Below are 20,548 nucleotides of genomic sequence, written 5' to 3' on the forward strand. Positions count from 1 at the left end.
TCGGTCCGCGTATTTGTCTCAGCCGAATTTCTCCTTCAGCCACGCCTTCGGCAGCGCCGGCACGAAATTGCCGTCGCGGCCGGTCATGTCCTCGTTGGCGACCATCGCATTGAGGACGGCTTCCTCGACGCCCTGGACCACGGCATCGAAGAACGGATCGATGTCGCTGTCGGGGATGAACTCGGCGCGAGCGATCCGGCCCGGCGGCGCCAGGGCCGCGTCGGGATTGGCGGTAGAGAAGGCGAGGAAGATGTCGCCGGAACTGTGATAGCCGAAGCCGCCGGTCATGGCGACGCCGAGCGGCACACGGCGGGCCAGCCGCTTCATCTGATGCGGCAGGAACGGTGCGTCGGTGGCAATAACGGCGATGATCGAGCCTTTTTCGGCACGTGGCGTGCCTTCGCGGATCGCGGGTTCGACGAGCTCCGGCCCGGCGCGCAGGCCTCGAAGCGTGAAATTGCGCCGCTTGCCGAAATTCGCCTGCACGAAGGCGCCGACAGTATAGGCACGCCCTTGCCATTCGGTGATGCGCGACGCGGTGCCCGAACCGGCCTTGAAGCCGAAGGCGATCATGCCGGTGCCGCCGCCGACGCTGCCTTCCTCGATCGGTCCGCTGGCGGCACCGTCGAGCGCCTCGGCAACATGCCCTGATGTCACATGGTGGCCGTTGATGTCGTTGAGGAAGCCGTCATAAGTTTCCGCTGCCACCGGCAGTCCCCAGCCGCTGTCGAGTGCGGCTGGCAGCACCTTGCTCATCCAGCGCAGCGTGCCGTCGCGCGAAACGCCGCAGGAATGCGTGTTGGTGACGGTGATGGGGAAGTTGAAGGCGCCGGTCTCCTCGACGATATGCGAGCCGGTCAGTTCGCCATTGCCGTTCTGGCTGAAGATGCCGGCGAAGACCGGTGTGGCAAGGTCGGCCCGCGGCCTGGGCAGGATCGCGGTCACGCCGGTGCGCACCGGTCCCTGGCCCACGACGAGCGGGCCGTCGCCTGAAATCAGCGTGGAATAGCCGACCGACACTCCAGCCACGTCGGTGATCGCGTTGAACGGGCCGGGCGTGCCGTCGAAGCCGATGCCGAAGCTTCGCGCGCGCGGCTTGCCGGAGGGCGTTTTGTGATGATGCGGATTGTCTGTCATGTCACGGTTCAGAATAGGGAGCCCTGGCTGCCGGGCTCCTTGGCCTTGGTCGCGGTTTTGGCGGCCGGTCGTGGCCGCGCCGAGCCGCTGGTCGCGACCGCATCCGCCGTGCCGTCGGCGAACTCCAGGGACAGCGCCATCCCCGCCGACAATTCCGCCGCACGCTTGACGACGGCGCCGTCGGCATCCTTCACCAGGGCGAAGCCGCGTGCCAGCACCGCCTTGTGCGACAGCGTCGCCAGCAAGCGGTCGGCCTGGGCGACGCGACTGCGCAGCCGCTCCAGCCTCAGCGATGCCGCATGCGTGCTGCGCCGCGTCAGCGCGGTCAGGAAATCCCTTTGGGTCCGCTGCCGCCGCGCCGTGGGCTCTATGGTGATGCGGCCCTGCAGCGCCGCCAATTGCTGTCGGAGCCGCTGCAGCGACGCCCGGGCGCATTTCGGCAACTGATCGGCGGCGCGATTGAGTTCCGCGCGCCGGGCCCTCGTCAGCGCGCGCAACGCACCCTGTGCCCGCAGAAGATTGCGCTCGTTGGTCCGCCGCGCCTCGGCAATTCGCTGCGACAGCATTGCCGGCGTCAGTTTCAGGGCGAGGAAGCGTCCCCGCTTGCGTTCGGTCGAAACCATGAGGCCGCGCCCGAGCCGGTTCGCCGCCTCGTCGAGGCGACGCCGTGGCAGCGCCAGCAACTGATCGGGCGAGGGCAGCGCACGCGCCGCCGCGCGCACGGACTGGCGCTTGCGCTCGAAATTGCGCGAAACCGCAGCCTTGAGCCGCGCGCCGAGACTGGCGAGCGTCGCTTCGAGGTCGGCCTTAACCGGAACGGCGATTTCGGCCGCCCCCGTCGGCGTCGGCGCCCTCACATCCGCGACGAGGTCGATCAGCGTCCAGTCGGTTTCGTGGCCGACGGCCGAGATCACCGGAATGGCGGAGGCGGCGACGGCACGGGCCAGGGCCTCGTCGTTGAAGCCCCACAAGTCCTCGAGGCTGCCGCCGCCGCGCGCCACGATCAGCAGGTCCGGGCGCTCGATGGTGCCATCCCTTGCCAGCGCGTTGAAACCGGCGACGGCGGCGGTCACCTCGGCGCCCGCGGTTTCGCCTTGCACCCGCACCGGCCAGACGAGCACATGCAGCGGAAAACGATCCTTGATCCGGTGGATGATGTCGCGGATGACGGCACCCGTCGGCGAGGTGACGACGCCGATGACGCGCGGCATGAAGGGCAGCAACCGCTTGCGGCCCCCCTCGAACAGTCCTTCGGCCTGCAGCCGGCGCTTGCGCTCCTCCAGCAGCGCCATCAAGGCTCCGGCGCCCGCCGGTTCCAGATTGTCGATGACGATCTGGTAGTTGGATTTGCCGGGATAGGTGGTGAGCCTGCCGGTGGCGATCACCTCCATTCCTTCTTCGGGGCGGAATTTCAGCCGGCCCATCGTGCCCTTCCACACCACGGCGTCGAGCCGCGCGCGGTCGTCCTTCAGCGTGAAATAGGCATGGCCGGAGGAGTGCGGCCCGCGATAACCCGAGATTTCACCGCGCACCCGCACGTTGCCGAAGGCATCCTCGACGGTGCGCTTCAGGGCGCCTGATATTTCGCTCACCGTATATTCGGTGGCGTTGCTGCGTGATTCGGATGCTGCTTCGCTCATCGGCCGATTGGGGGGTGGTTGCGCGCCGGCGTCAAGCTGGCTGTTTTCAGGTCGGCGTTCAGGTGCGTCTGATCGCTTACCAGCCCGGCAGGATCTGGTTCGGCTTGGTTCGCCGCATCTTGCTGAAGGCGAGTGCCGCGAAATCGAACGTTCCCGCCTCTTCGCCAAGCGGCACCGAGATGTTGTCCAGGCTTTCGGAAATGTGCCGGGCCAGTGCATCGACGATCTCCGGCCGCGAGGTTTGGCCGCGCATGATGCCGATGCGGCAGTCGGGCAGGGCGCCGAAGCCGTCGGCCTCGCCCAGCACCCGCATGCCGGGCCTGAGCGCGCATTCCGGCAGCACCGAGATCGCCAGGCCCGACAACACCGCGGCGGTGATGACCGTTGCGGAAAAGCTGGTGAACAGGATGCGATAGTCGCGGTTCTGCTGGTCAAGCACGTCGACGGCGGCGCGCCGCCAGATACAGTTTGGCCGGCCAAAGGCCATAGGCAGCGTTTCCTGCTCGTGCGTGGCATGGTTGGCCGAGGTGACCCACAGCAGCGGTTCGCGCCGCACCACCTCGGACTGGCCGCGCACGTCGTTATGCGTCACCAGCGCCAGGTCGAGATTGCCGCGCTTGATGTGTTCGACCAGCCCCGGCGTCGGTTCGCAGACGACGGTCAGTTCGACGCGTGGATTGGAACGCGTGAAGCGCGCCATGATCTCGGGCAGGAAACGGTCGGCGTAGTCGTCCGGCGTACCGATCCGGATCGTGCCTTCGAGCCGCCGGTCGTCGAAGGCGGCCAGCGTTTCGCGGTTGAGATAGAGCAGCCGTCTTGCGTAGGAAAGCAGCTTGTCGCCTTCCTCCGTCAGTCTGTTGCTGCGCCCTTCCTTTTCGAACAGCGGCTTGCCGATCCGCTCCTCTAGCCGGCGCATCTGCATCGACACCGCCGACTGGGTGCGGTGCACCTCTTCGGCCGCCCGGGTGAAACTGCCAGTGTCGGCGATCGAGATGAAGGTCTGCAACTGATCTAGATCGAGCGGCGCTTTCATCGGCATGATCCATCACTAGTGTTGATGCTTAAGATTAGAAACATTCGTTGGATTAATCAATCGAGCAATGGCAAATTACTGATGTCCACATGAAGGCATGTGAATCGAAGCCGGAACGGCCGCTGTCGCCAGCGCCGATCGCCTGGTTTTGCCCGTTCGAGTCTGAAGGAGACCGACATGGTTACGTTTGATTTCGCCACCGAGACCTCGCGCATCACCACGCGTCCGGCCGTTGCGACGCGCGCGATCAATGCGGTCTCCAATGTCTACCAGGCCTGGAAAAACCGCCGTGCCTTCTATCGCCTCGGCGAGATGTCGGACGCCGAGCTTGCCGATATCGGCCTGACGCGCGCCGACCTGCACGTCGCCATCGACGTGCCGTTTGGCCGCGATCCGACGGCGATGCTGCGCGAAATCGCCAGCGATCGCGTCGAAACCATCGAGGACATCGCCCGCAGGGTGGCCTGATCGGTTGAATTTCGGTCCCGCTGAACCTTTTCATCAGTCAGCGCGACCAAGGTTCATGCAGGCTTCCCACTCCCTGCCGGTCCCCCGCCGGCCTGCCTGCACGCTGCCCGGTCCTCCCAAGGACCGGGCTTTCTTTTTGCGCGAGGCAAAAGCCAAAACCTGGGCGACGGCTACCGCCGATCCATGCCGCGCTTGAACTGGTCGAAAATCGACTCCATGCCTTTCTGGTAGTCGTCGCGCTGCTGCGCTCCGGTCTCGAACATCTTGCCAAACAGATCGTCGAACGGGTTCGTCGGCCTGCCGCTCGGATTGGCCTGCGGCTGCGGCGCCTGGGGCTGCCGCCGAGCTTGGGGCTGCGGCGCCGGCTGCTCGCCGCCTGATGCACCGCCACCCTGCCGCAGCATCTCCTCGAAGATCTTGCCTAGCGGACTGTCGCCATAGGGGCTCTGGGTCTGCTGCGGCTGAGGCTGGTCCTGCGGCGGCTGCGCGCCACCGCCGAACATGTCCTGCAGCACCTTGCCGAGCGGATTGTCGCCAAAGGGGTTCTGTGTCTGCTGCGGTTGTGGCTGGGATCGGCTTTGCGGCTGTGGCGCGCCGCCGCCGAACATGTCCTGCAGCACCTTGCCAAGCGGGTTGTCCATCGGGTCTTGCGATGGCGGGCTCGGCTGCGGCGCCGGCGCCTGGGCGCCGCCCAGGCCGCCTCCCTGGCGCATCATCTGCTCGATGATCTCGCCCAGCGGATTGCTGCCGGCGGCGCCGAAGCCGCTGGCCGCCTGCATCTGCCCCCCGGCCAACTGATTGGTGGTCTGCTTGAACAGCCCGCCCATCATCATCGAGGCCAGGGCCGGCAGCATCTGTTGCAGCACCTGCTGGCTGATACCGGTCGCTTGCGCCGCCTGGCCGGCAACCGCGCGCGACAGATCCTTCGAGCCGAACAGATGCCCCAGAATGCCGTTGCCCTCATTGATGCCTTGCGGCGAGAAGGCCCGGGTCGCGTCCTCGAAATACTTGGCGTGCTGACCGCTCGCCATCGCCGTCATGAAGGCGCCGAGCCCATAGGGATCGGCGGTGTTGCGCCTCAGTCCTTGCGAAAAGGCAGGCAGCAACGCCTCCACCGCAGATTGCGTCTGCTGCATCGAGAGCCCGTATTGTTGGGCAAGCGCCTGCATGCCGCTGCCGTTCTGGGCTTGTGCCAGCATGTCGAACAAGGAAGGCATTGGTCTCTCCTCCGGAAATCCCCGCCGGAGAAGCCTAATTCGTTTCCACCGCCGATTGAAGCGGCTTTTGCAGGAGCTCGGCCGCCTCGAAGCCGAGGGTTAATAGGCGTATTCCATGAACACCGGCTCGATCGAGCCGCCCCAGCGTGTGTGGTAGGCCGACAGCATCTCCTCGGCGCTGGTGGTGCCGCGCGCCACGACTTCGTCGAGCGTGTTGAGGAACGAGGTCTCGTCATAGCCGTCGCGGTTCTTCTTGCCGCGGTTCTTCAGCCCCATGCGCGAGATGGTGAGCACGTCGCGAGCGATGTCGCGCAACGTGGCGTTGCGGAACGGCGCCGAAATGCCTTGTTCGGGCACGGCGTTGCGCATCGCCAGCACTTCCCCGTAGGTCCAGCTCGAGGTCAGCGCCTCCGCCGCATCGAGCGCTGCCTCGTCATAAAGCAGCCCGACCCAGAAGGCCGGAAGGGCGCAGATGCGCCGCCACGGCCCGCCATCGGCGCCGCGCATCTCGAGAAAGCGCTTCAGCCGCACGTCGGGGAAGAGCGTCGACAGATGGTTAGCCCAGTCGCCCATCGTCGGCAATCCGTCCGGGATTTCATTGCGGACGGCCCCGGCCATGAACTGACGGAAGGTGACGTGCGTCATGTCGTGGTACTGGCCGTCGCGGATGACGAAATACATCGGCACGTCGAGTGCCCATTCGACATAGTCGGCAAAACCGAAATCGGGCGAGAAGCAGAATTCGAGCAGGCCCGAGCGTTGGTTGTCGGTGTCGCGCCAGATGTCGCCGCGCCAGCTCTGCAAGCCGTTCGGCCGGCTTTCCGTGAAGGGCGAATTGGCGAACAGCGCCGTCGACAGCGGCTGCAGCTTCAGCGACACCTGCATCTTGCGCCGCATGTCCACCTCGCTCTCGAAGTCCAGATTAACCTGGATCGTGCAGGTGCGGTACATCATGTCGAGGCCCTTGGTGCCGACCTTGGGCATGTAGCGCGTCATGATCTCGTAGCGCGACTTCGGCATTTTCGGCGTCTCGGCCAGCGACCATTTCGGGCTGCCGCCAAGGCCAAGGAAGCGGATGCCCATCGGCTCGGCGATCTCGCGCACCTGCGCCAGGTGGGCATTGCCCTCGCGGCAGGTCTGGTGGATCGTCTCCAGCGGCGCGCCGGAGAGTTCGAACTGGCCGCCGGGCTCCAGCGAAATCGCGCCCTGGCCGGTCGGCTCGACCAGGCCGATGATGCGGCCGTCATCGATGATGGGGTCCCAGCCGAGCTTTGACTGCATGCCTTCGAGGATGGCGCGTATGCCGCGCTCGCCGCCATAGGGCACGGGCCCGTTGCCGTCGACGTAGAACGGGAATTTCTCGTGCTCGGTGCCGATGCGCCACTTCTCCCGCGGCTTGTTGCCCTCGGCTAGGTGCGCGACGAGTTCGTCCATGCCTTCGATCGGCCGGAAATCGGTTGTGTCACGCGCCATCATCAAGCCCCTGCGGCGCAACGATCCCGAAATCGACCTCGATTTTCGAGATATGCGCCAAAATCAAAGTACTACAGCGGCCTTTGCGCGTCGACGCGCGGCACTGCAGGGCGGCCGGACGACCGCCGGCGCTAGATGGACGAAATGTCAGTAGCCGATCAAGCGAAAAATCCTGAGCCAGAGGTCAACAGGAATTGAACGATGCGGCTCTTCCCGTCTCCCTTGTGTGAGAAGGAAGAAACCCTCACCAATCGCCGATTGTGGCCTGCATCACCGCCAGTGCGGCCACGGCGGCCGTGTCGGCGCGCAGGATGCGCGGGCCGAGCGGAATGGCGGTAACGAAAGGCAGAGCGCGCAACACCTTGCGCTCTTCGTCGGAAAATCCGCCTTCCGGCCCGACCAGCAGGCCGAGCTTCCTTTCGCTCACCGCTTGCAGCGCGGGCAGGGGATTGTTGGTCGAAGCGTCCTCGTCGCAGAAGATCAGCCGCCGCTCCTTGTCCCAGCCGGTCAGCAGGCGTTCGAACTTTTCCGCTTCCCGCACCTGCGGCACCGCAAGTATGCCGCACTGCTCGGCCGCCTCGACGACATTGGCGCGCAACCGGTCGATGGAGGGTTTCGCCACTTGCGTGTGCTGGGTAATGACCGGCTGCAGCACGCCGGCGCCCATTTCGACCGCCTTTTGCACCAGATAGTCGAGCCGGCCCTGCTTCAGCGGTGCGAAGCAGTAGACGAGATCGGGCAGCGGCGGCTGCGGCCGTTGCCGCGCCAGCACCCTCAGCTTCACCGCCTTCTTGGATTTGGCCGCGATGGCCGCCGACCATTCGCCGTCGCGGCCGTTGAACAACAGGATCTCGGCGCCCTCGCCAAGCCGCAGCACGTGCAGGAGATAATGGCTCTGCTGGTGGCCGGCGTCGAACTCGATCTCCGGCCCGAGATCGTCGGGCACGAACAGGCGTTGCATCTTGTAGTTGGCGCGCATGGCCGAGGAATGGGCGAGGCGACGGTTGCCGTCAAGCCTTGGCGGAAGGATGCCAGACGGGTTCGTAGCCTCGCCTCAGCACGCCGATCGTGGTCGGCGGCGTCAGCAGCCGCAGCGGCCGATGAGCGAGGTCGTTGAAATCCTGCGCTCCGCAATATCCTGCAAACGACCAGCGCAGCGCCTTGCCGCGACGCAAGGCGTAGGCATTGCCGCCACGGTCGACCATCGTGCCGTCGGGCAGGCCTGCAAGCTCGTCAGCCGCCACCACCGGCGGCTTGCCGCCCGCGGCCAGCCGCTCCTTGTGCAGCCGCTTGTCGACCTGCGGCGCGCGCGGCTCCGTTATGCCGAAGGCTTCGCCGAAGCGACCCACAAAATCCCTGGCCCGTTCGCGCCGGCAGAAGAAGCAGGGCCGATGGCCCGCCGCCAGCGCCGTCACCTCGTCGAGGAAGAACAGTTCCGTCCAGCCCGCCTTGGGTCCCGATAGATCATCACGTCGCCGGTTGCGGCCCATCGGCTCGCGCCGCACGTCGCCGAAGTCGCAGACGCAGATGATCCAGGCGTGAAGCGCCCAGCGTTTTTTCAACAGCGTCCTGGTCTCGGGATCGTGGATGATGCCGCGATTGCCCATGAACAGGCCGCGCTCGGGCACGGCGTGGATAGCGCCGAACGGATCGACCCGGTTTTGCAGTGGCATAGTTTTCTCCGCGCGCCCGCATCTTGGCTGAAATGCCGGCGCCATGATATCGCTCGTCGCATCGTTTTCACGTCAGCAGGGTTTTGCGATGCGGGTGCTGGTGGTCCAGAACTACGACAACACCGGCCTCGGCCAGGTCGGCGCGGCACTTGCGGAAGCCGGTGCCGATCTCGACATCCGCCTTCCTTACAAGGGCGATCCGCTGCCGGATGATGCGAACGGCCACGACGCCATGGTGGTGCTCGGCGGCGGCCAGAACGCGCTGGCCGATGAGGAATATCCCTATTTTCCGGCGCTGCTCGAACTGACCCGCGATTTCGCCGGCAAGAACCGCGCGGTGCTCGGCATCTGCCTCGGCAGCCAGCTGGTTGCCCGCGCCTTCGGCGGCGAGAACCGCATCGGCGGCGCCAACGAATTCGGCTGGCGCGGCGTTTCGCTGACGCCGGACGCCAAGGCCGATCCGGTGCTGGCCGAGCTTCCGGAAAAGTTCCCGATCTTCCAATGGCACGACGACACCTTCGTGCTGCCTGAAAACGCCGTGCGGCTCGCCGGCAATGATGTCGCCGAGAACCAGGCGTTCCGCGTCGGCCGCGCCGTCTACGGCTTCCAGTTCCACTTCGAGGCCGATCGGCCGCTGGTGAAGGACTGGAGCACCTCTTTCGCGCCGATCATTGCAGCGCGCCACCCCGACTGGGCCGGCAAGCTCGATGGCGAAATGGCCCGTAACGGACCGGATGCCGATGCTGCCGGCCTTGCCATCGCCCGCGCATGGGTGGCGACGATCTGAGCATCATCTCTGCGGACCAGGGCGTGGCATAATTGGCACGCGGCGGTGAATCCGCCTGGGGAAAACCGGTTTCGTCCTTGGCTTGTGTACGCCCGCCATCCTAGAAGGCGCGCGCTCTGCATCACCGGTGCAACCGCGATGGACCTTTGTGTGGCCCGTGCGACACACCGCCGATACAGAACGTGCCTAGAAGCGCGAAATCGTCGAAACTTTGAGACGTATTTTCGGTTTCAACGCATTGGTAACCGCCTCGTGCACAGATGCAGGAAGCTCAACAAGAGATGACGTCCGTGAAAGCAGCGCTTCTGTCCTTTGCCATGATGTCCGCCATCGTGATTTGCGGTCTCGGCATCTATGCGGCCGATGCCGCCAACAACCACAACGCCGTCGACGGCTACGGCGTCACCGCTTCGCTGCGCTGAATAGCCGGACCGTTCGCGTCGTTTCCGCGGCGCGCGCCACTCAAGCTTCCCTTATTGTCATTGTCAGAATGCGTTTGTCGGCGTCCTCGACAACGAGCGCGCTCAGCATGCCTGATTGCCAGGCGAGCGTATCGACATTGACGCGGTTGGCCATGACTTCCGCCTCGGGAACGGGCGTGTGGCCGTGCACCACGATCTTCGGGAAAAGGCCGGCGTGATCGTGGAAAACGTCGCGGATCCAGATCAGATCCTGCGGATTCTGGTTCTCCAGGGCAACGCCTGGCCTGATGCCGGCATGGCAGAAGAAGAAGTCGCCGAAGCTGATTGAGAAGGGTAGCGAGCGCAGGAAGTCGATATGGTGTTGCGGTACGGCTTCGAGCAGAGCCTGATGCCCCCGTCTCATCGTCTCCATCCTGCCGAACCAGCCGGCGTCGGCCGCGAGGGGCACACCGTAGGATAGCGCCGTCTGGACCCCGCCATAGCGCATGAAAAGCCCGTCCGGGTCAGGGGTATCGAGAAAATCGAGAAAGCCGAGATCGTGATTGCCGGCAAGCATCAGGTTTCGCGGATCGCGTTTGCGCGCCTCGATCAGGAAATCGACGACCTCCTTGGAGTCCGGCCCACGGTCGACATAGTCGCCGAGGTGGATGACGCGCCAGTCGCGAGCCGGCTTCCATTCGAGCTCGCTCTCGATCCGCTGATGCATGGCGGCCAGCAAATCGAGCCGGCCATGGACATCGCCGATTGCGTAGAGACGCATGCCGTCCGGTCCGCGCGCGTCCAGGAAATGAATGTCGGGTTCTGCCAACGTATCGCTGTCTCCGTGATCAGGCCGTCGCCGACCTGGCTAGCGCCGGATCTGGTCCTTGCCCATGTCGGTCACCAGACGTTTTCCGCACAGCGCCAATGTGATGTCCATCTCCTTACGGATGATTTCCAGCGCTTTGGTAACGCCTTCCTTGCCGAGCGCGCCCAGGCCGTAGAGAAACGGCCGGCCGATATAGGTGCCCCTAGCGCCGAGGCACAGTGCCTTCAGCACGTCCTGGCCGGAGCGGATGCCGCCATCCATGTGCACCTCGATCCTGTCGCCGACCGCGTCCGCGATTTCCTCCAGCGCCATGATCGACGAGGATGCGCCGTCCAACTGACGCCCGCCATGGTTGGAAACGACGATCGCGTCGGCGCCCGTTTCAGCGGCCATCAATGCGTCTTCCTTGTCGAGAATGCCTTTCAGGATCAGCTTGCCGCCCCAGCGTTCCTTGATCCAGGCGACATCCTTCCACGACAGATGCGGGTCGAACTGCTCCGTCGTCCATGACGCCAGCGAAGCCACGTCGCCGACGCCCTTGGCGTGGCCGACGATGTTGCGGAACGTGCGGCGCTTCGTGCCGGCCATGCCCATCCACCAGCGCGGACGGACCGCGATGTTGGCGATGTTGGCCAGCGTCATCTTGGGCGGCGCCGAAAGTCCGTTGCGGACATCCTTATGCCGTTGGCCGAGGATCTGCAGGTCGAGCGTCAGCACCAACGCCGAGCATTTCGCCGCTTTTGCCCGGTCGATCAGGTCGAGCACGAAGTCCTTATCGCGCAGCACGTAAAGCTGGAACCAGAACGGCTTCTTCGTCACCGACGCGACATCCTCGATCGAGCAGATGCTCATCGTCGACAGTGTGAACGGCACGCCGAATTCCTCGGCCGCCTGCGCCGCCAGCATCTCGCCGTCGGCATGCTGCATGCCGGTCAGGCCGGTTGGGGCCAGCGCCACCGGCATGGCCACCTTCTCGCCGATCATGGTCGATTCCAGTGAGCGGTTGCTCATGTCGACCAGCACGCGCTGGCGGAACTTGATCTTCTGGAAGTCCTCCTCGTTGGCCCGGTAGGTGCTCTCGGTCCATGCGCCGGAATCGGCATACTCGAAGAACATCCTGGGCACGCGCCGTCGCGCCAGGTCCTTGAGGTCGGCAATGGTGAGAATGTCGCTCATCGTGTCCCCGCTTGATCGATATCGTTCAGGAGCGTTTGCGCGCCGGTTCGGCATCGCCGGCTTCAGAGCGTTGCCTGAGCCTGAGCCGCGATACGCGCTGCCAGTCGCCGCTGCGCTCGGCTTGCGCCATCGACCGCTCGACATAGATCATGTGGTCCATCGCCGCCTGCCGCGCGCCGGCCGGGTCGCCGGCCTTGACCGCGATGTGGATCGCCCGGTGCTGGGCCAGCAGCGCATCGCGCGCGCCGGGCACCGTGAACACTAGCAACCGGTTCTGGAACACGCCTTCCGACAGCAGCCTGTAGCAGGAGCGCAGCGTATGCAGGAGCAGGATGTTGTGCGCGCATTCACAGATCGCATGATGGAATTCGACGTCGATCTCGGCTTCGTCGTCGAAATCCCCGGTGCGGTGCGCTTCGTCCATGCGTGCCATGATGCGGTCGAGCAGGGCCAGGTCCTCCGGCGTGGCGCGCCGCGCCGCATATTCGGCGGCGATCCCCTCCACCTCGCGGCGATATTCCAGGTAATCGGCCACCGCCTTGCGATGCGTCGAGATCAGGTCCGCCACCGGCTTGGTGAACAGCTGGCCGATGATGTCGGCTACATATGTGCCGCCGCCCGGCCGCGTCGTCAAAAGGCCGCGTCCCTCGAGCGCCTTCAGCGCGTCGCGCAGGATCGGCCGGGACACATCGAACTGGCGTGCCAGCTCGCGCTCGCCAGGCAGCCGGTCGCCGGTGCGCAGCACGCCTTCGAGGACGAGGCTTTCGATCTGCTGCACCACCTCGTCGGCGGTTCGCGAGTGCTCGATTCTGGAAAAAATGTCGCTCAACGGCATGCCTGGGAGTGTTGAACCGGTGTCGCGCAAGATAAAGCCAGCGTCGCCAACTGGTCAAATTATTTATCCAATTGGTCGAAGCGTGTCGGCTTCCCCGCTCGCGCCCCTATCCTCTTCGGCTAAACTTTGCTGTTTGCGTCAGGAGCCTATTGGCTCTAGAGGACGCAACTGCAAGAGGGTTCAAAGAAACCCGGGGAACAAGCCGTGTCGCACGACCCGTCCAATCTCGAATTTCAGCCGCGCGCCAAGGGCAGCGTGCTCGGATTTCCCGCGCATGAGGGACGGCCCGGCGCGCTGGGCGAAGTCCATGCCCGTCCGCACCCGCTGGTCGAGAAGCCGCGTGTGCTGATCCAGCTCGCCTTCATGACCGAGGGTGGCGCCGGCGTCGATCATTCGGTGCTTTCCGAGCTGTCGCGCCGGCTCGGCATAGCCGCGCCCGACCGTCAGGCCCGCCATCACGCCATGAGATGGGGCCAGGGCTCGTTGCGCTGGGAGCGGCATACCGAATTCTCCACCTATCTGTGGGAAGGGCCGCTTGCCGAAGGCGGCAAGGGCCAGGAGGATTCGCCGTTCGGCAACGGATTTTCTCCACCCGGAACCGTTATTTCAGGCATCCGGCTCGAGATCCGCAAATGGACGCAGGCGGGCGAGCGGTCGATCGCCGGCTTCGATCCGACCAGCCTCTGCTATTCGCTGGTCGAACGCGGCAATGCAGCAATCGTCACCGATTTCCGCCAGGATGGCGACGGCCTGACCCGTATGCTGATCCTTGACCGCGCCCTGACGCCGGCCAGTACCGGCGCCTTGTCGCAGCGGCTGATCGACATCGAGACCTACCGCACGCTCGCCATGCTCGGCCTGCCGTTGGCGCTGGCCTTGTCCGGTCGCGCCCGCCGTATCGAGGACAGGCTGGCCCAGATCACGCTGGAGATGAAACTCGCCGAGACCCGCGACAGCCAGAAATTGCTTGCCGACCTGACCGAACTCGCGGCTGAGTTGGAAGCCGACGCGGCGTCGAGCCTCTACCGCTTCGGCGCCAGCCGTGCCTATGACGGCATCGTCGGCGAAAGGCTGGAAGCGCTCGAGGAAGAAGCCGTACAGGGATATGACACCTGGGCGGGGTTCCTGCGGCGGCGCATGGCGCCTGCCATGCGCACCTGCCGTTCGGTCGAGGAGCGTCAGGCCAACCTGTCGCGCAAGCTGACGCGCGCCACCACGCTGCTGCGCACCTGGGTCGATGTCGAGGTCGAGAAGCAGAACCGCGACCTGCTCGCCTCGATGAACAATCGCGCCCGGTTGCAACTGCGCCTGCAGCAGACCGTCGAAGGCCTGTCGGTCGCGGCCGTTTCCTACTATGTCGTCGGCCTCGTCGGCTATGTCGCCAAGGGCGCCTCGATCTTCGGCCATGCCTTCGCGCCCGAAGTGGTCACGGCGGCGTGCGTGCCGCTCGCCATCCTGCTGGTCTGGTGGGGCGTGCGGCGGGTGCGGCGCATGCATTCCGAGCCGACGAAACATCCGGGCGAGTAGGCGCGCCTTTACTTCCCACAGGGTAAAGCGCGCCAGCGGCAGATTGCCGCTACGGAAGGCGTCCGTTGCGTCCGTGTCCGCTCTCGGTCAAAGCGGGGTTTGCAACCGACGCCCTTCACTGGTAAAAGATTTTGACCAGTCACGCGAGATGAGGCTGCCGATGTCCGGCCTTGCCATGCCCAAGCCAGACGACGCCACGATGCGCCGGCGCGGCGAGATCGTCGCCGACATGCGCATTATCGTGCCGGGCGAGGGTGTGGTCGACGCGGCCAACGAAATGCGCGCCTTCGAGAGCGATGGCCTGACCGCCTACCGGCAATTGCCATTGGTCGTGGTGCTTCCCGAAACGGTGGCACAGGTTTCGCGCGTGCTGAAATACTGCAATGACCGCAACATCCGCGTCGTGCCGCGCGGCTCCGGCACCTCGCTGTCGGGCGGCGCGCTGCCGCTGGAGGACGCGGTGCTCCTGGTCATGAGCCGCTTCAACCGCATTATCGAGATCGATTTCCCCAATCGCATCGTCGTCGCCCAGCCGGGCGTCACCAATCTCGGCATCACCACCGCCGTCGAGCAGGAGGGTTTTTACTACGCCCCCGACCCATCTTCCCAGATCGCCTGTTCGATCGGCGGCAATGTCGCCGAAAATTCCGGCGGCGTGCACTGCCTCAAATACGGCCTGACCGCCAACAATGTGCTCGGCATCGAGATGGTGCTGATGAGCGGCGAGGTGGTGCGGCTCGGCGGCAGGCATCTGGACGCGGAAGGCTACGACCTGCTCGGCGTCATGACCGGCTCCGAAGGCCTGCTGGGCGTCGTCACCGAAGTCATCGTGCGCATTTTGAAGAGGCCGGAGACGGCACGTGCGCTGCTGATCGGCTTCCCGACCAGCGAGCAGGGTGGCCAATGCGTCGCCGACATTATCGGCGCCGGCATCATTCCCGGTGGCATGGAGATGATGGACCGTCCGGCGATTCATGCGGCGGAGGATTTCGTCCATGCCGGATATCCCCTGAATGTCGAGGCTCTGCTGATCGTCGAGCTCGATGGGCCCAGCGTCGAGGTCGATCATCTCATCACCGCGGTCGAGGCGATCGCCATCCGCAACGGTTCGACCACCTGCCGCATTTCGCAGTCGGAGCAGGAGCGATTGAGCTTCTGGGCAGGGCGCAAGGCTGCCTTCCCCGCGGTCGGCCGTATCTCGCCCGACTATTATTGCATGGACGGCACCATCCCGCGCAAGGAACTGCCGCGCGTGCTGGCCGGCATGCGCGAGCTCTCCGAAAAATACGGGCTCGGCGTCGCCAATGTCTTCCATGCCGGCGACGGCAATTTGCATCCGCTGATCCTCTATGATGCCAACGTGCCGGGCGAACTCGACAAGGCCGAGAGTTTCGGCGCCGACATATTGCGGCTGTGCGTCAAGGTCGGCGGCGTCTTGACCGGCGAGCATGGGGTGGGCGTCGAAAAACGCGACCTGATGCCGGAAATGTTCAACCAGATCGACCTCGACCAGCAGATGCGGGTCAAATGCGCCTTCGATCCCAATCATCTGCTCAACCCGGGAAAGGTGTTCCCGCAACTGCGCCGCTGCGCGGAGCTGGGGCGCATGCATGTGCATCGCGGAGAGTTAGCGTTTCCGGACATTCCGAGGTTTTGAGGGTTATGTCAGCGCCTGAACGCCCCCCTCTGTCCTGCCGGACATCTCTCCCTCACGGGGGGAGATTGGCAGCTTCGTCGCTTCGCCCTTCCGCCAACGCTGGAGATTGGCGAAACCCGGCGCGGCATCCAATCTCCCCCCTTGAGGGGGAGATGTCCGGCAGGACAGAGGGGGGCGCGAAGGAACGCGGCTTTTCCGCATTTGCATATGGCGCATCGGCGCCATGACCACCTTCACTCCCACCACCCCTTCCGAAGTCCTCTCCACCGTCGCCTGGGCGGCGGCGGAAGGCTCGCCACTCGAAATCCTCGGCCATGGCTCCAAGCGCGGCATCGGCCGTCCGCTGCAGACCGAGCACACGCTCGACCTGTCGAGGCTCGCCGGGGTCACGCTCTATGAACCAGCCGAACTGGTGCTGTCGGCAAAGGCCGGCACGCCGCTGGCCGAAATCGAGACGCTGCTGGCGCAAAACGGCCAGCAACTCGCTTTCGAGCCGATGGATTACGGCCCGCTGCTCGGCGGCGAGCCGGGCAAGGGCACGCTTGGTGGTGCGCTTGCAGCGAACCTCTCCGGCCCGCGCCGGCTGAAGGCGGGGGCGGCGCGCGACCATATCCTGGGCATCAACGTGGTGTCCGGCCGCGGCGAGGCATTCAAATCCGGCGGCCGCGTGGTCAAGAACGTCACCGGGTACGATTTGTCCAAGCTGATGGCCAACAGCTGGGGCACGCTGGCCGTGTTCACCGACGTCACCTTCAAGGTGCTGCCGTCGGCCGAGACCGAGGTTACGCTCGCCATCCGCGGCCTGCTCGACGATGCGGCCGCCGCGGCCATGGCCCTGGCGCTCGGCTCCAGTGCTGAAGTATCGAGCGCCGCGCACCTTCCGGAGCGGATTGCCGCACGGGTTGCCGCAGGTGCGCTCGGCAATGATGCGGCCACGCTGCTTCGGGTGGAGGGTTTTGGCCCCTCCGTCGCCTATCGCATCGCCGCGCTGAAGGCGTTGCTCGGAAATGCCGGACCACTGGAGGAGATTTGCAGCGAAGCGTCAGCTGCCCTGTGGCGTGACGTGCGCGATTGCAGGCCTTTCGCGGACAACAACGACAAACCGCTCTGGCGCGTATCGATGGCGCCTGCCCAGGCGCACCAGATGGTTTTGACGCTGCGCATGCAGGCCGCCGTCAGCGCCTTCTATGACTGGCAGGGCGGACTGGTGTGGCTGCGCATGGAGGAGGGTGACCCGGAAGCGACGCTGCTGCGCGGACTTCTGAGAAAACATGGCGGCGGCCATGCGACATTGGTGCGCGCGGCTCCTTCGCACCGCGCCGCCCTGCCGGTGTTCGAGCCGCAGGCTCCCTCACTGGCAGCGCTCAGCCAGCGGCTGAAGCACGAATTCGACCCCAAGAACATCCTCAATCCCGGCCGCATGGCCTAGGACATCAAGAGATGCAGACCAATTTCTCGCCCGCACAGCTTGCCGACCCGCATGTTGCCGAGTCGGAAAAGATTCTGCGCAAATGCGTGCATTGCGGTTTCTGCACCGCTACCTGCCCGACCTATGTGACGCTGGGCAACGAACTCGATTCACCGCGCGGGCGCATCTACCTGATCAAGGACATGCTGGAAAACGGTCGCCCCGCCGACAAGGAGATCGTCACCCATATCGATCGCTGCCTTTCCTGCCTCGCCTGCATGACCACCTGCCCGTCTGGCGTCAACTACATGCATCTGGTCGACCATGCCCGCGCCCATATCCAGCAGACCTATAGGCGGCCGCTGCTCGATCGCCTGACCCGCGCCATGCTGGCCTTCGTCCTGCCCTATCCCCGGCGTTTTCGCGCCGCGCTCAAATTGGCGAAACTGGGCAAGCCGTTCATCGGCCTGTTCGAGAAGATCCCGGCATTGAAGCCGCTTGGCGCAATGCTCAAGCTCGCGCCGGAATCGATCCCGGGAGCATCGCCGATGGCTTCGCCGGGCACCCATACCGGGCGGGGGGCGAAGAGGGGCCGCGTCGCCATCCTCACCGGTTGCGCGCAATCGGTGCTCGATCCCGCCATCAACGACACGACCATTTCACTGCTGACGCGGCTTGGCGTCGAGGTCGTGGTGCCGCCGGGCGAGGGCTGTTGCGGCGCGCTCGTCCATCACATGGGCCGCGAGCAAGCCGCCCTTGCTTCGGCAAGGCAAAATGTCGATGCCTGGACCCACGCCATCGAACAAGGCGGGATCGATGCCATCATCATCACGGCGTCGGGCTGCGGCACCACCATCAAGGATTACGGTTTCATGCTGCGGCTCGATCCGGCCTACGCCGAAAAGGCTGCACGTGTCTCCGCGCTGGCCAAGGACATTACCGAATACCTGACCGCCATCGACCTGCCCGAACCGGTGCGCAAGCCGGGCACGGTCGTCGCCTATCATTCGGCCTGCTCGATGCAGCACGGCCAGAAGATCACCCGCCAGCCTAGGGAATTGCTGGCCAAAGCCGGTTTCATCGTGCGCGAGCCGCGCGAAGGGCATTTGTGCTGCGGTTCGGCCGGCACATACAACATTCTGCAGCCGGATATTTCGGCCAGGCTGCGCGACCGCAAGGTGAAAAACATCGAGGCTACCGGCGCTTCGGTCGTCGCCACCGGCAATATCGGCTGCATAACGCAGATCGCGTCTGCCGCGAAGCTGCCGGTGGTGCATACGATCAAGCTGCTCGACTGGGCCTATGGCGGGCCGAGGCCGGAAGGTGTCGCCGAACCCGGCCTGATCGCCGCTGAGTAGGGGCCGCCCGGCGTTATTCGGCCGCCAGCCTGTCGATCGTGCCGTAGGTCGCCTCGTAGAGCGCGCGCTGGCGGCTGAGCGCCACCATCGTGTTGCGCAGCAGGATCGCAACGGTGATCGGACCGACGCCGCCCGGCACCGGAGTGATCCAGGAGGCCACGTCCTTCACGCTGTCGGTGTCGACGTCGCCGACGATACGGGTGGAACCGTCCGGCAGCGTCTCGGAATTGATGCCGATGTCGATGACGGCCGCACCCGGCTTTACCATGTCGGCCTTGATCAGGCGCGGCTTGCCGACGGCGACGAACAGCGCATCGGCGCGGCGCGCGTGCGCGGCGACCGAGCGCGTCATGTGGTGGCAGACCGTGACCGTCGCGCCTTCGCTCATCAAGAGGAAGGCGATCGGCTTGCCGACGATCTCGGAGTGGCCGACCATCACCACTTCCAGGCCCTTGAGGTCGAGGCCGGTTTCCTTGAGCAACTCGACCGAGGCGGCCGCCGTGCAGGGCGCCAGATCGAGCTGGTTGTAGACGATGTTGCCGATCGAGGCCGGATGCATGCCTTCGACGTCCTTCAGCGGATGCACCGCCGCCTGCAACGTCCTGATCGGGATATGTGCCGGCACCGGCCGCTGGATGATGATGCCGGTAACGCGCGGATCGGCGTTCAGGCCGTGGATCGCCGCTTCCAGTTCGCCCGCGGTGATGGTGGCGGGAAAGCGCCGTTCGTCGAAATCGATGTCCGCCAGCTCTGCCTTGGCGCGCTGGTTTCGTACATAGACATCCACCGCCGCCGTATCGCCGACGGTGATCGACACCAGTTTGGGCGGGAACCCTTCGGCCCTTGCGATCGCCGCATCCTCGCGCACGGAGGCGATGATGCGCCGGGCAACCGGGCCGCCCTTGAGATAGCGGCTGTCGTCGGACAGTGACATGATCGGACTCTTCTGACCTGAGCGTTGCCTTGCCATAGCAAAAGAACAGCGGCAATGGCAGCACGAATGCGAACCGTCATGCCTTTTGCGCGACGTGCGGGCGCGGCAGTGCTTCGTCCGAAACGGAAAGGGCAGCACGGTTTCCCGTGCCGCCCTTTCTGACCGGCCGCATCCCCATACGGCCCGTCCCCCGTTATTCCTTCCGATCCCGGGAAGCGCTGCGCTTCCGGATCGGGTGATTCGCAGCAACTATTATATCACCTCGACAGTGGTTCCGACATCGACCCGTTCATAAAGGTCGACGACATCCTCGTTGCGCATGCGGATGCAGCCCGACGACACGGCGCCGCCGATCGTCCAGGGCTGGTTGGTGCCGTGGATGCGATATTCCGTACTACCGAGATAGAGCGCGCGCGCGCCGAGCGGGTTCTCCATGCCCCCGGCCAGGTAGGTTGGCAGGTAACGCCCCTTGGCGGCCTCGCGCTTGATCATCGCGGCCGGCGGGCGCCAGTCCGGCCAGACCCGCTTGTTGGTGATCTTGTGCGTGCCCGACCATTCGAAGCCCGGCTTGCCGGTGCCGACGCCATAGCGCCGCGCCTTGCCGTTCTTTTCGACCAGATAGAGGAAGTTCTGGGTCGTATCGATGACGATGGTGCCCGGCTTCTGGGAGCCGTCATAGGCGACTTCCTGCGGCAGGTAGATCGGATTGATCTGCGGGCGCGCGACCATGCGCTTGGCCGGGGCCTGCACGGCCGCCGTTTGCACGCGGTCGGGCTGCGCATAACGCGGGCGCGGCTGCTGCGCGACCTGCCGGTTCTGCCGCACGATCCCCGGCGCTTGGCCAAGCTGCAGCACCCAGGGGGCGGAAAGGTCGGGGCTCACCATCACCGGCGGTCTGTCGGCATAGCGGTCTCCGGCCGTGGAAGGTGTGACGCCTGCGGCAAACGCAGCCACGGCGCCGAGCACGGAAAACAAAACTCTCTTCATCGGGAAAG

19 protein-coding genes are annotated in these 20,548 nt (G+C 65.1%); 7 read left to right on the plus strand and 12 right to left on the minus strand.

Annotated features, from left to right (window positions below; translation table 11 throughout):
* Positions 1 to 18: 18 nt before the first annotated feature.
* The 3 genes from FJ443_RS20305 to FJ443_RS20315 all read right to left on the minus strand — a co-directional run bounded on the left by FJ443_RS20305 (position 19) and on the right by FJ443_RS20315 (position 3,810).
* A complete protein-coding gene (locus tag FJ443_RS20305) occupies positions 19 to 1,137 on the minus strand; it encodes a P1 family peptidase (protein WP_140558658.1) in 1,119 nt (372 codons plus the stop codon).
* A gap of 8 nt (positions 1,138 to 1,145) precedes the next feature.
* On the minus strand, positions 1,146 to 2,777 hold the full coding sequence (xseA, locus tag FJ443_RS20310) for an exodeoxyribonuclease VII large subunit (RefSeq protein ID WP_140581227.1): 1,632 nt from the start codon (positions 2,775 to 2,777) through the stop codon (positions 1,146 to 1,148).
* A gap of 76 nt (positions 2,778 to 2,853) precedes the next feature.
* On the minus strand, positions 2,854 to 3,810 hold the full coding sequence (locus tag FJ443_RS20315) for a LysR substrate-binding domain-containing protein (protein WP_140498380.1): 957 nt from the start codon (positions 3,808 to 3,810) through the stop codon (positions 2,854 to 2,856).
* Between the two features lie 177 nt (positions 3,811 to 3,987).
* Here FJ443_RS20315 and FJ443_RS20320 point away from each other — a divergent pair, with 177 nt between their 5' ends.
* Positions 3,988 to 4,278 carry a DUF1127 domain-containing protein gene (locus FJ443_RS20320; protein WP_140498379.1) on the plus strand — a complete coding sequence of 97 codons (291 nt, stop codon included), beginning with the start codon at positions 3,988 to 3,990 and terminating at the stop codon, positions 4,276 to 4,278.
* A 170-nt stretch (positions 4,279 to 4,448) separates the two neighbouring features.
* Here FJ443_RS20320 and FJ443_RS20325 read toward each other — a convergent pair whose 3' ends face one another.
* From FJ443_RS20325 to FJ443_RS20340, 4 genes are all read right to left on the minus strand, one after another.
* Positions 4,449 to 5,495, minus strand: coding sequence for a DUF937 domain-containing protein (locus FJ443_RS20325; protein ID WP_140581224.1), 1,047 nt, complete (start codon positions 5,493 to 5,495; stop codon positions 4,449 to 4,451).
* Positions 5,496 to 5,594: 99 nt separating this feature from the next.
* A complete protein-coding gene (locus FJ443_RS20330; protein WP_140558666.1) occupies positions 5,595 to 6,968 on the minus strand; it encodes a glutamate--cysteine ligase in 1,374 nt (457 codons plus the stop codon).
* 244 nt (positions 6,969 to 7,212) lie between these two features.
* A complete protein-coding gene (locus FJ443_RS20335; RefSeq protein ID WP_140581219.1) occupies positions 7,213 to 7,947 on the minus strand; it encodes a 16S rRNA (uracil(1498)-N(3))-methyltransferase in 735 nt (244 codons plus the stop codon).
* 31 nt (positions 7,948 to 7,978) lie between these two features.
* Positions 7,979 to 8,641 (minus strand): hypothetical protein, encoded by a 663-nt coding sequence (locus FJ443_RS20340; protein WP_140581216.1) that lies wholly within the window; start codon positions 8,639 to 8,641, stop codon positions 7,979 to 7,981.
* Between the two features lie 88 nt (positions 8,642 to 8,729).
* On the opposite strand from FJ443_RS20340, the gene FJ443_RS20345 reads away from it, so the two are divergent.
* Positions 8,730 to 9,428: a type 1 glutamine amidotransferase gene (locus FJ443_RS20345; protein WP_140515250.1), complete on the plus strand. Its 699-nt coding sequence runs from the start codon at positions 8,730 to 8,732 to the stop codon at positions 9,426 to 9,428.
* 281 nt (positions 9,429 to 9,709) lie between these two features.
* On the plus strand, positions 9,710 to 9,850 hold the full coding sequence (locus FJ443_RS31425; RefSeq protein ID WP_181165325.1) for a hypothetical protein: 141 nt from the start codon (positions 9,710 to 9,712) through the stop codon (positions 9,848 to 9,850).
* 40 nt (positions 9,851 to 9,890) lie between these two features.
* Here the strand turns inward: FJ443_RS31425 and FJ443_RS20355 are convergent, their stop codons facing one another.
* The 3 genes from FJ443_RS20355 to FJ443_RS20365 are packed head-to-tail and all read right to left on the minus strand — an operon-like array spanning position 9,891 to position 12,663.
* Positions 9,891 to 10,658 carry a metallophosphoesterase family protein gene (locus FJ443_RS20355; protein WP_140524800.1) on the minus strand — a complete coding sequence of 256 codons (768 nt, stop codon included), beginning with the start codon at positions 10,656 to 10,658 and terminating at the stop codon, positions 9,891 to 9,893.
* Positions 10,659 to 10,697: 39 nt separating this feature from the next.
* Entirely contained in the window at positions 10,698 to 11,834 is a 1,137-nt protein-coding gene (locus FJ443_RS20360) for an alpha-hydroxy acid oxidase (protein ID WP_140524799.1), read from the minus strand.
* Positions 11,835 to 11,859: 25 nt separating this feature from the next.
* Positions 11,860 to 12,663 (minus strand): FCD domain-containing protein, encoded by an 804-nt coding sequence (locus tag FJ443_RS20365; RefSeq protein ID WP_140515030.1) that lies wholly within the window; start codon positions 12,661 to 12,663, stop codon positions 11,860 to 11,862.
* A 210-nt stretch (positions 12,664 to 12,873) separates the two neighbouring features.
* Between FJ443_RS20365 and FJ443_RS20370 the strand changes: the two genes are divergently transcribed.
* The 4 genes from FJ443_RS20370 (at position 12,874) to glcF (ending at position 18,619) form a co-directional block, all read left to right on the plus strand.
* The gene (locus tag FJ443_RS20370; protein ID WP_140498370.1) at positions 12,874 to 14,196 is read left to right on the plus strand and encodes a DUF3422 family protein; all 1,323 of its coding nucleotides are present in this window, start codon (positions 12,874 to 12,876) and stop codon (positions 14,194 to 14,196) included.
* 160 nt (positions 14,197 to 14,356) lie between these two features.
* Positions 14,357 to 15,853 (plus strand): FAD-linked oxidase C-terminal domain-containing protein, encoded by a 1,497-nt coding sequence (locus FJ443_RS20375; protein ID WP_140665577.1) that lies wholly within the window; start codon positions 14,357 to 14,359, stop codon positions 15,851 to 15,853.
* 223 nt (positions 15,854 to 16,076) lie between these two features.
* Positions 16,077 to 17,282 (plus strand): glycolate oxidase subunit GlcE, encoded by a 1,206-nt coding sequence (glcE, locus tag FJ443_RS20385; protein ID WP_140665583.1) that lies wholly within the window; start codon positions 16,077 to 16,079, stop codon positions 17,280 to 17,282.
* An 11-nt stretch (positions 17,283 to 17,293) separates the two neighbouring features.
* On the plus strand, positions 17,294 to 18,619 hold the full coding sequence (gene glcF / locus FJ443_RS20390) for a glycolate oxidase subunit GlcF (RefSeq protein WP_140560405.1): 1,326 nt from the start codon (positions 17,294 to 17,296) through the stop codon (positions 18,617 to 18,619).
* 13 nt (positions 18,620 to 18,632) lie between these two features.
* Here the strand turns inward: glcF and FJ443_RS20395 are convergent, their stop codons facing one another.
* Positions 18,633 to 19,553 (minus strand): bifunctional 5,10-methylenetetrahydrofolate dehydrogenase/5,10-methenyltetrahydrofolate cyclohydrolase, encoded by a 921-nt coding sequence (locus FJ443_RS20395; protein ID WP_140524795.1) that lies wholly within the window; start codon positions 19,551 to 19,553, stop codon positions 18,633 to 18,635.
* A 252-nt stretch (positions 19,554 to 19,805) separates the two neighbouring features.
* On the minus strand, positions 19,806 to 20,540 hold the full coding sequence (locus FJ443_RS20400) for a L,D-transpeptidase (RefSeq protein WP_140498365.1): 735 nt from the start codon (positions 20,538 to 20,540) through the stop codon (positions 19,806 to 19,808).
* Positions 20,541 to 20,548: the final 8 nt, after the last annotated feature.

Origin of the sequence: Mesorhizobium sp. B2-6-1, assembly GCF_006440475.1 — a bacterium.
In the GTDB taxonomy this organism is placed as follows: domain Bacteria; phylum Pseudomonadota; class Alphaproteobacteria; order Rhizobiales; family Rhizobiaceae; genus Mesorhizobium.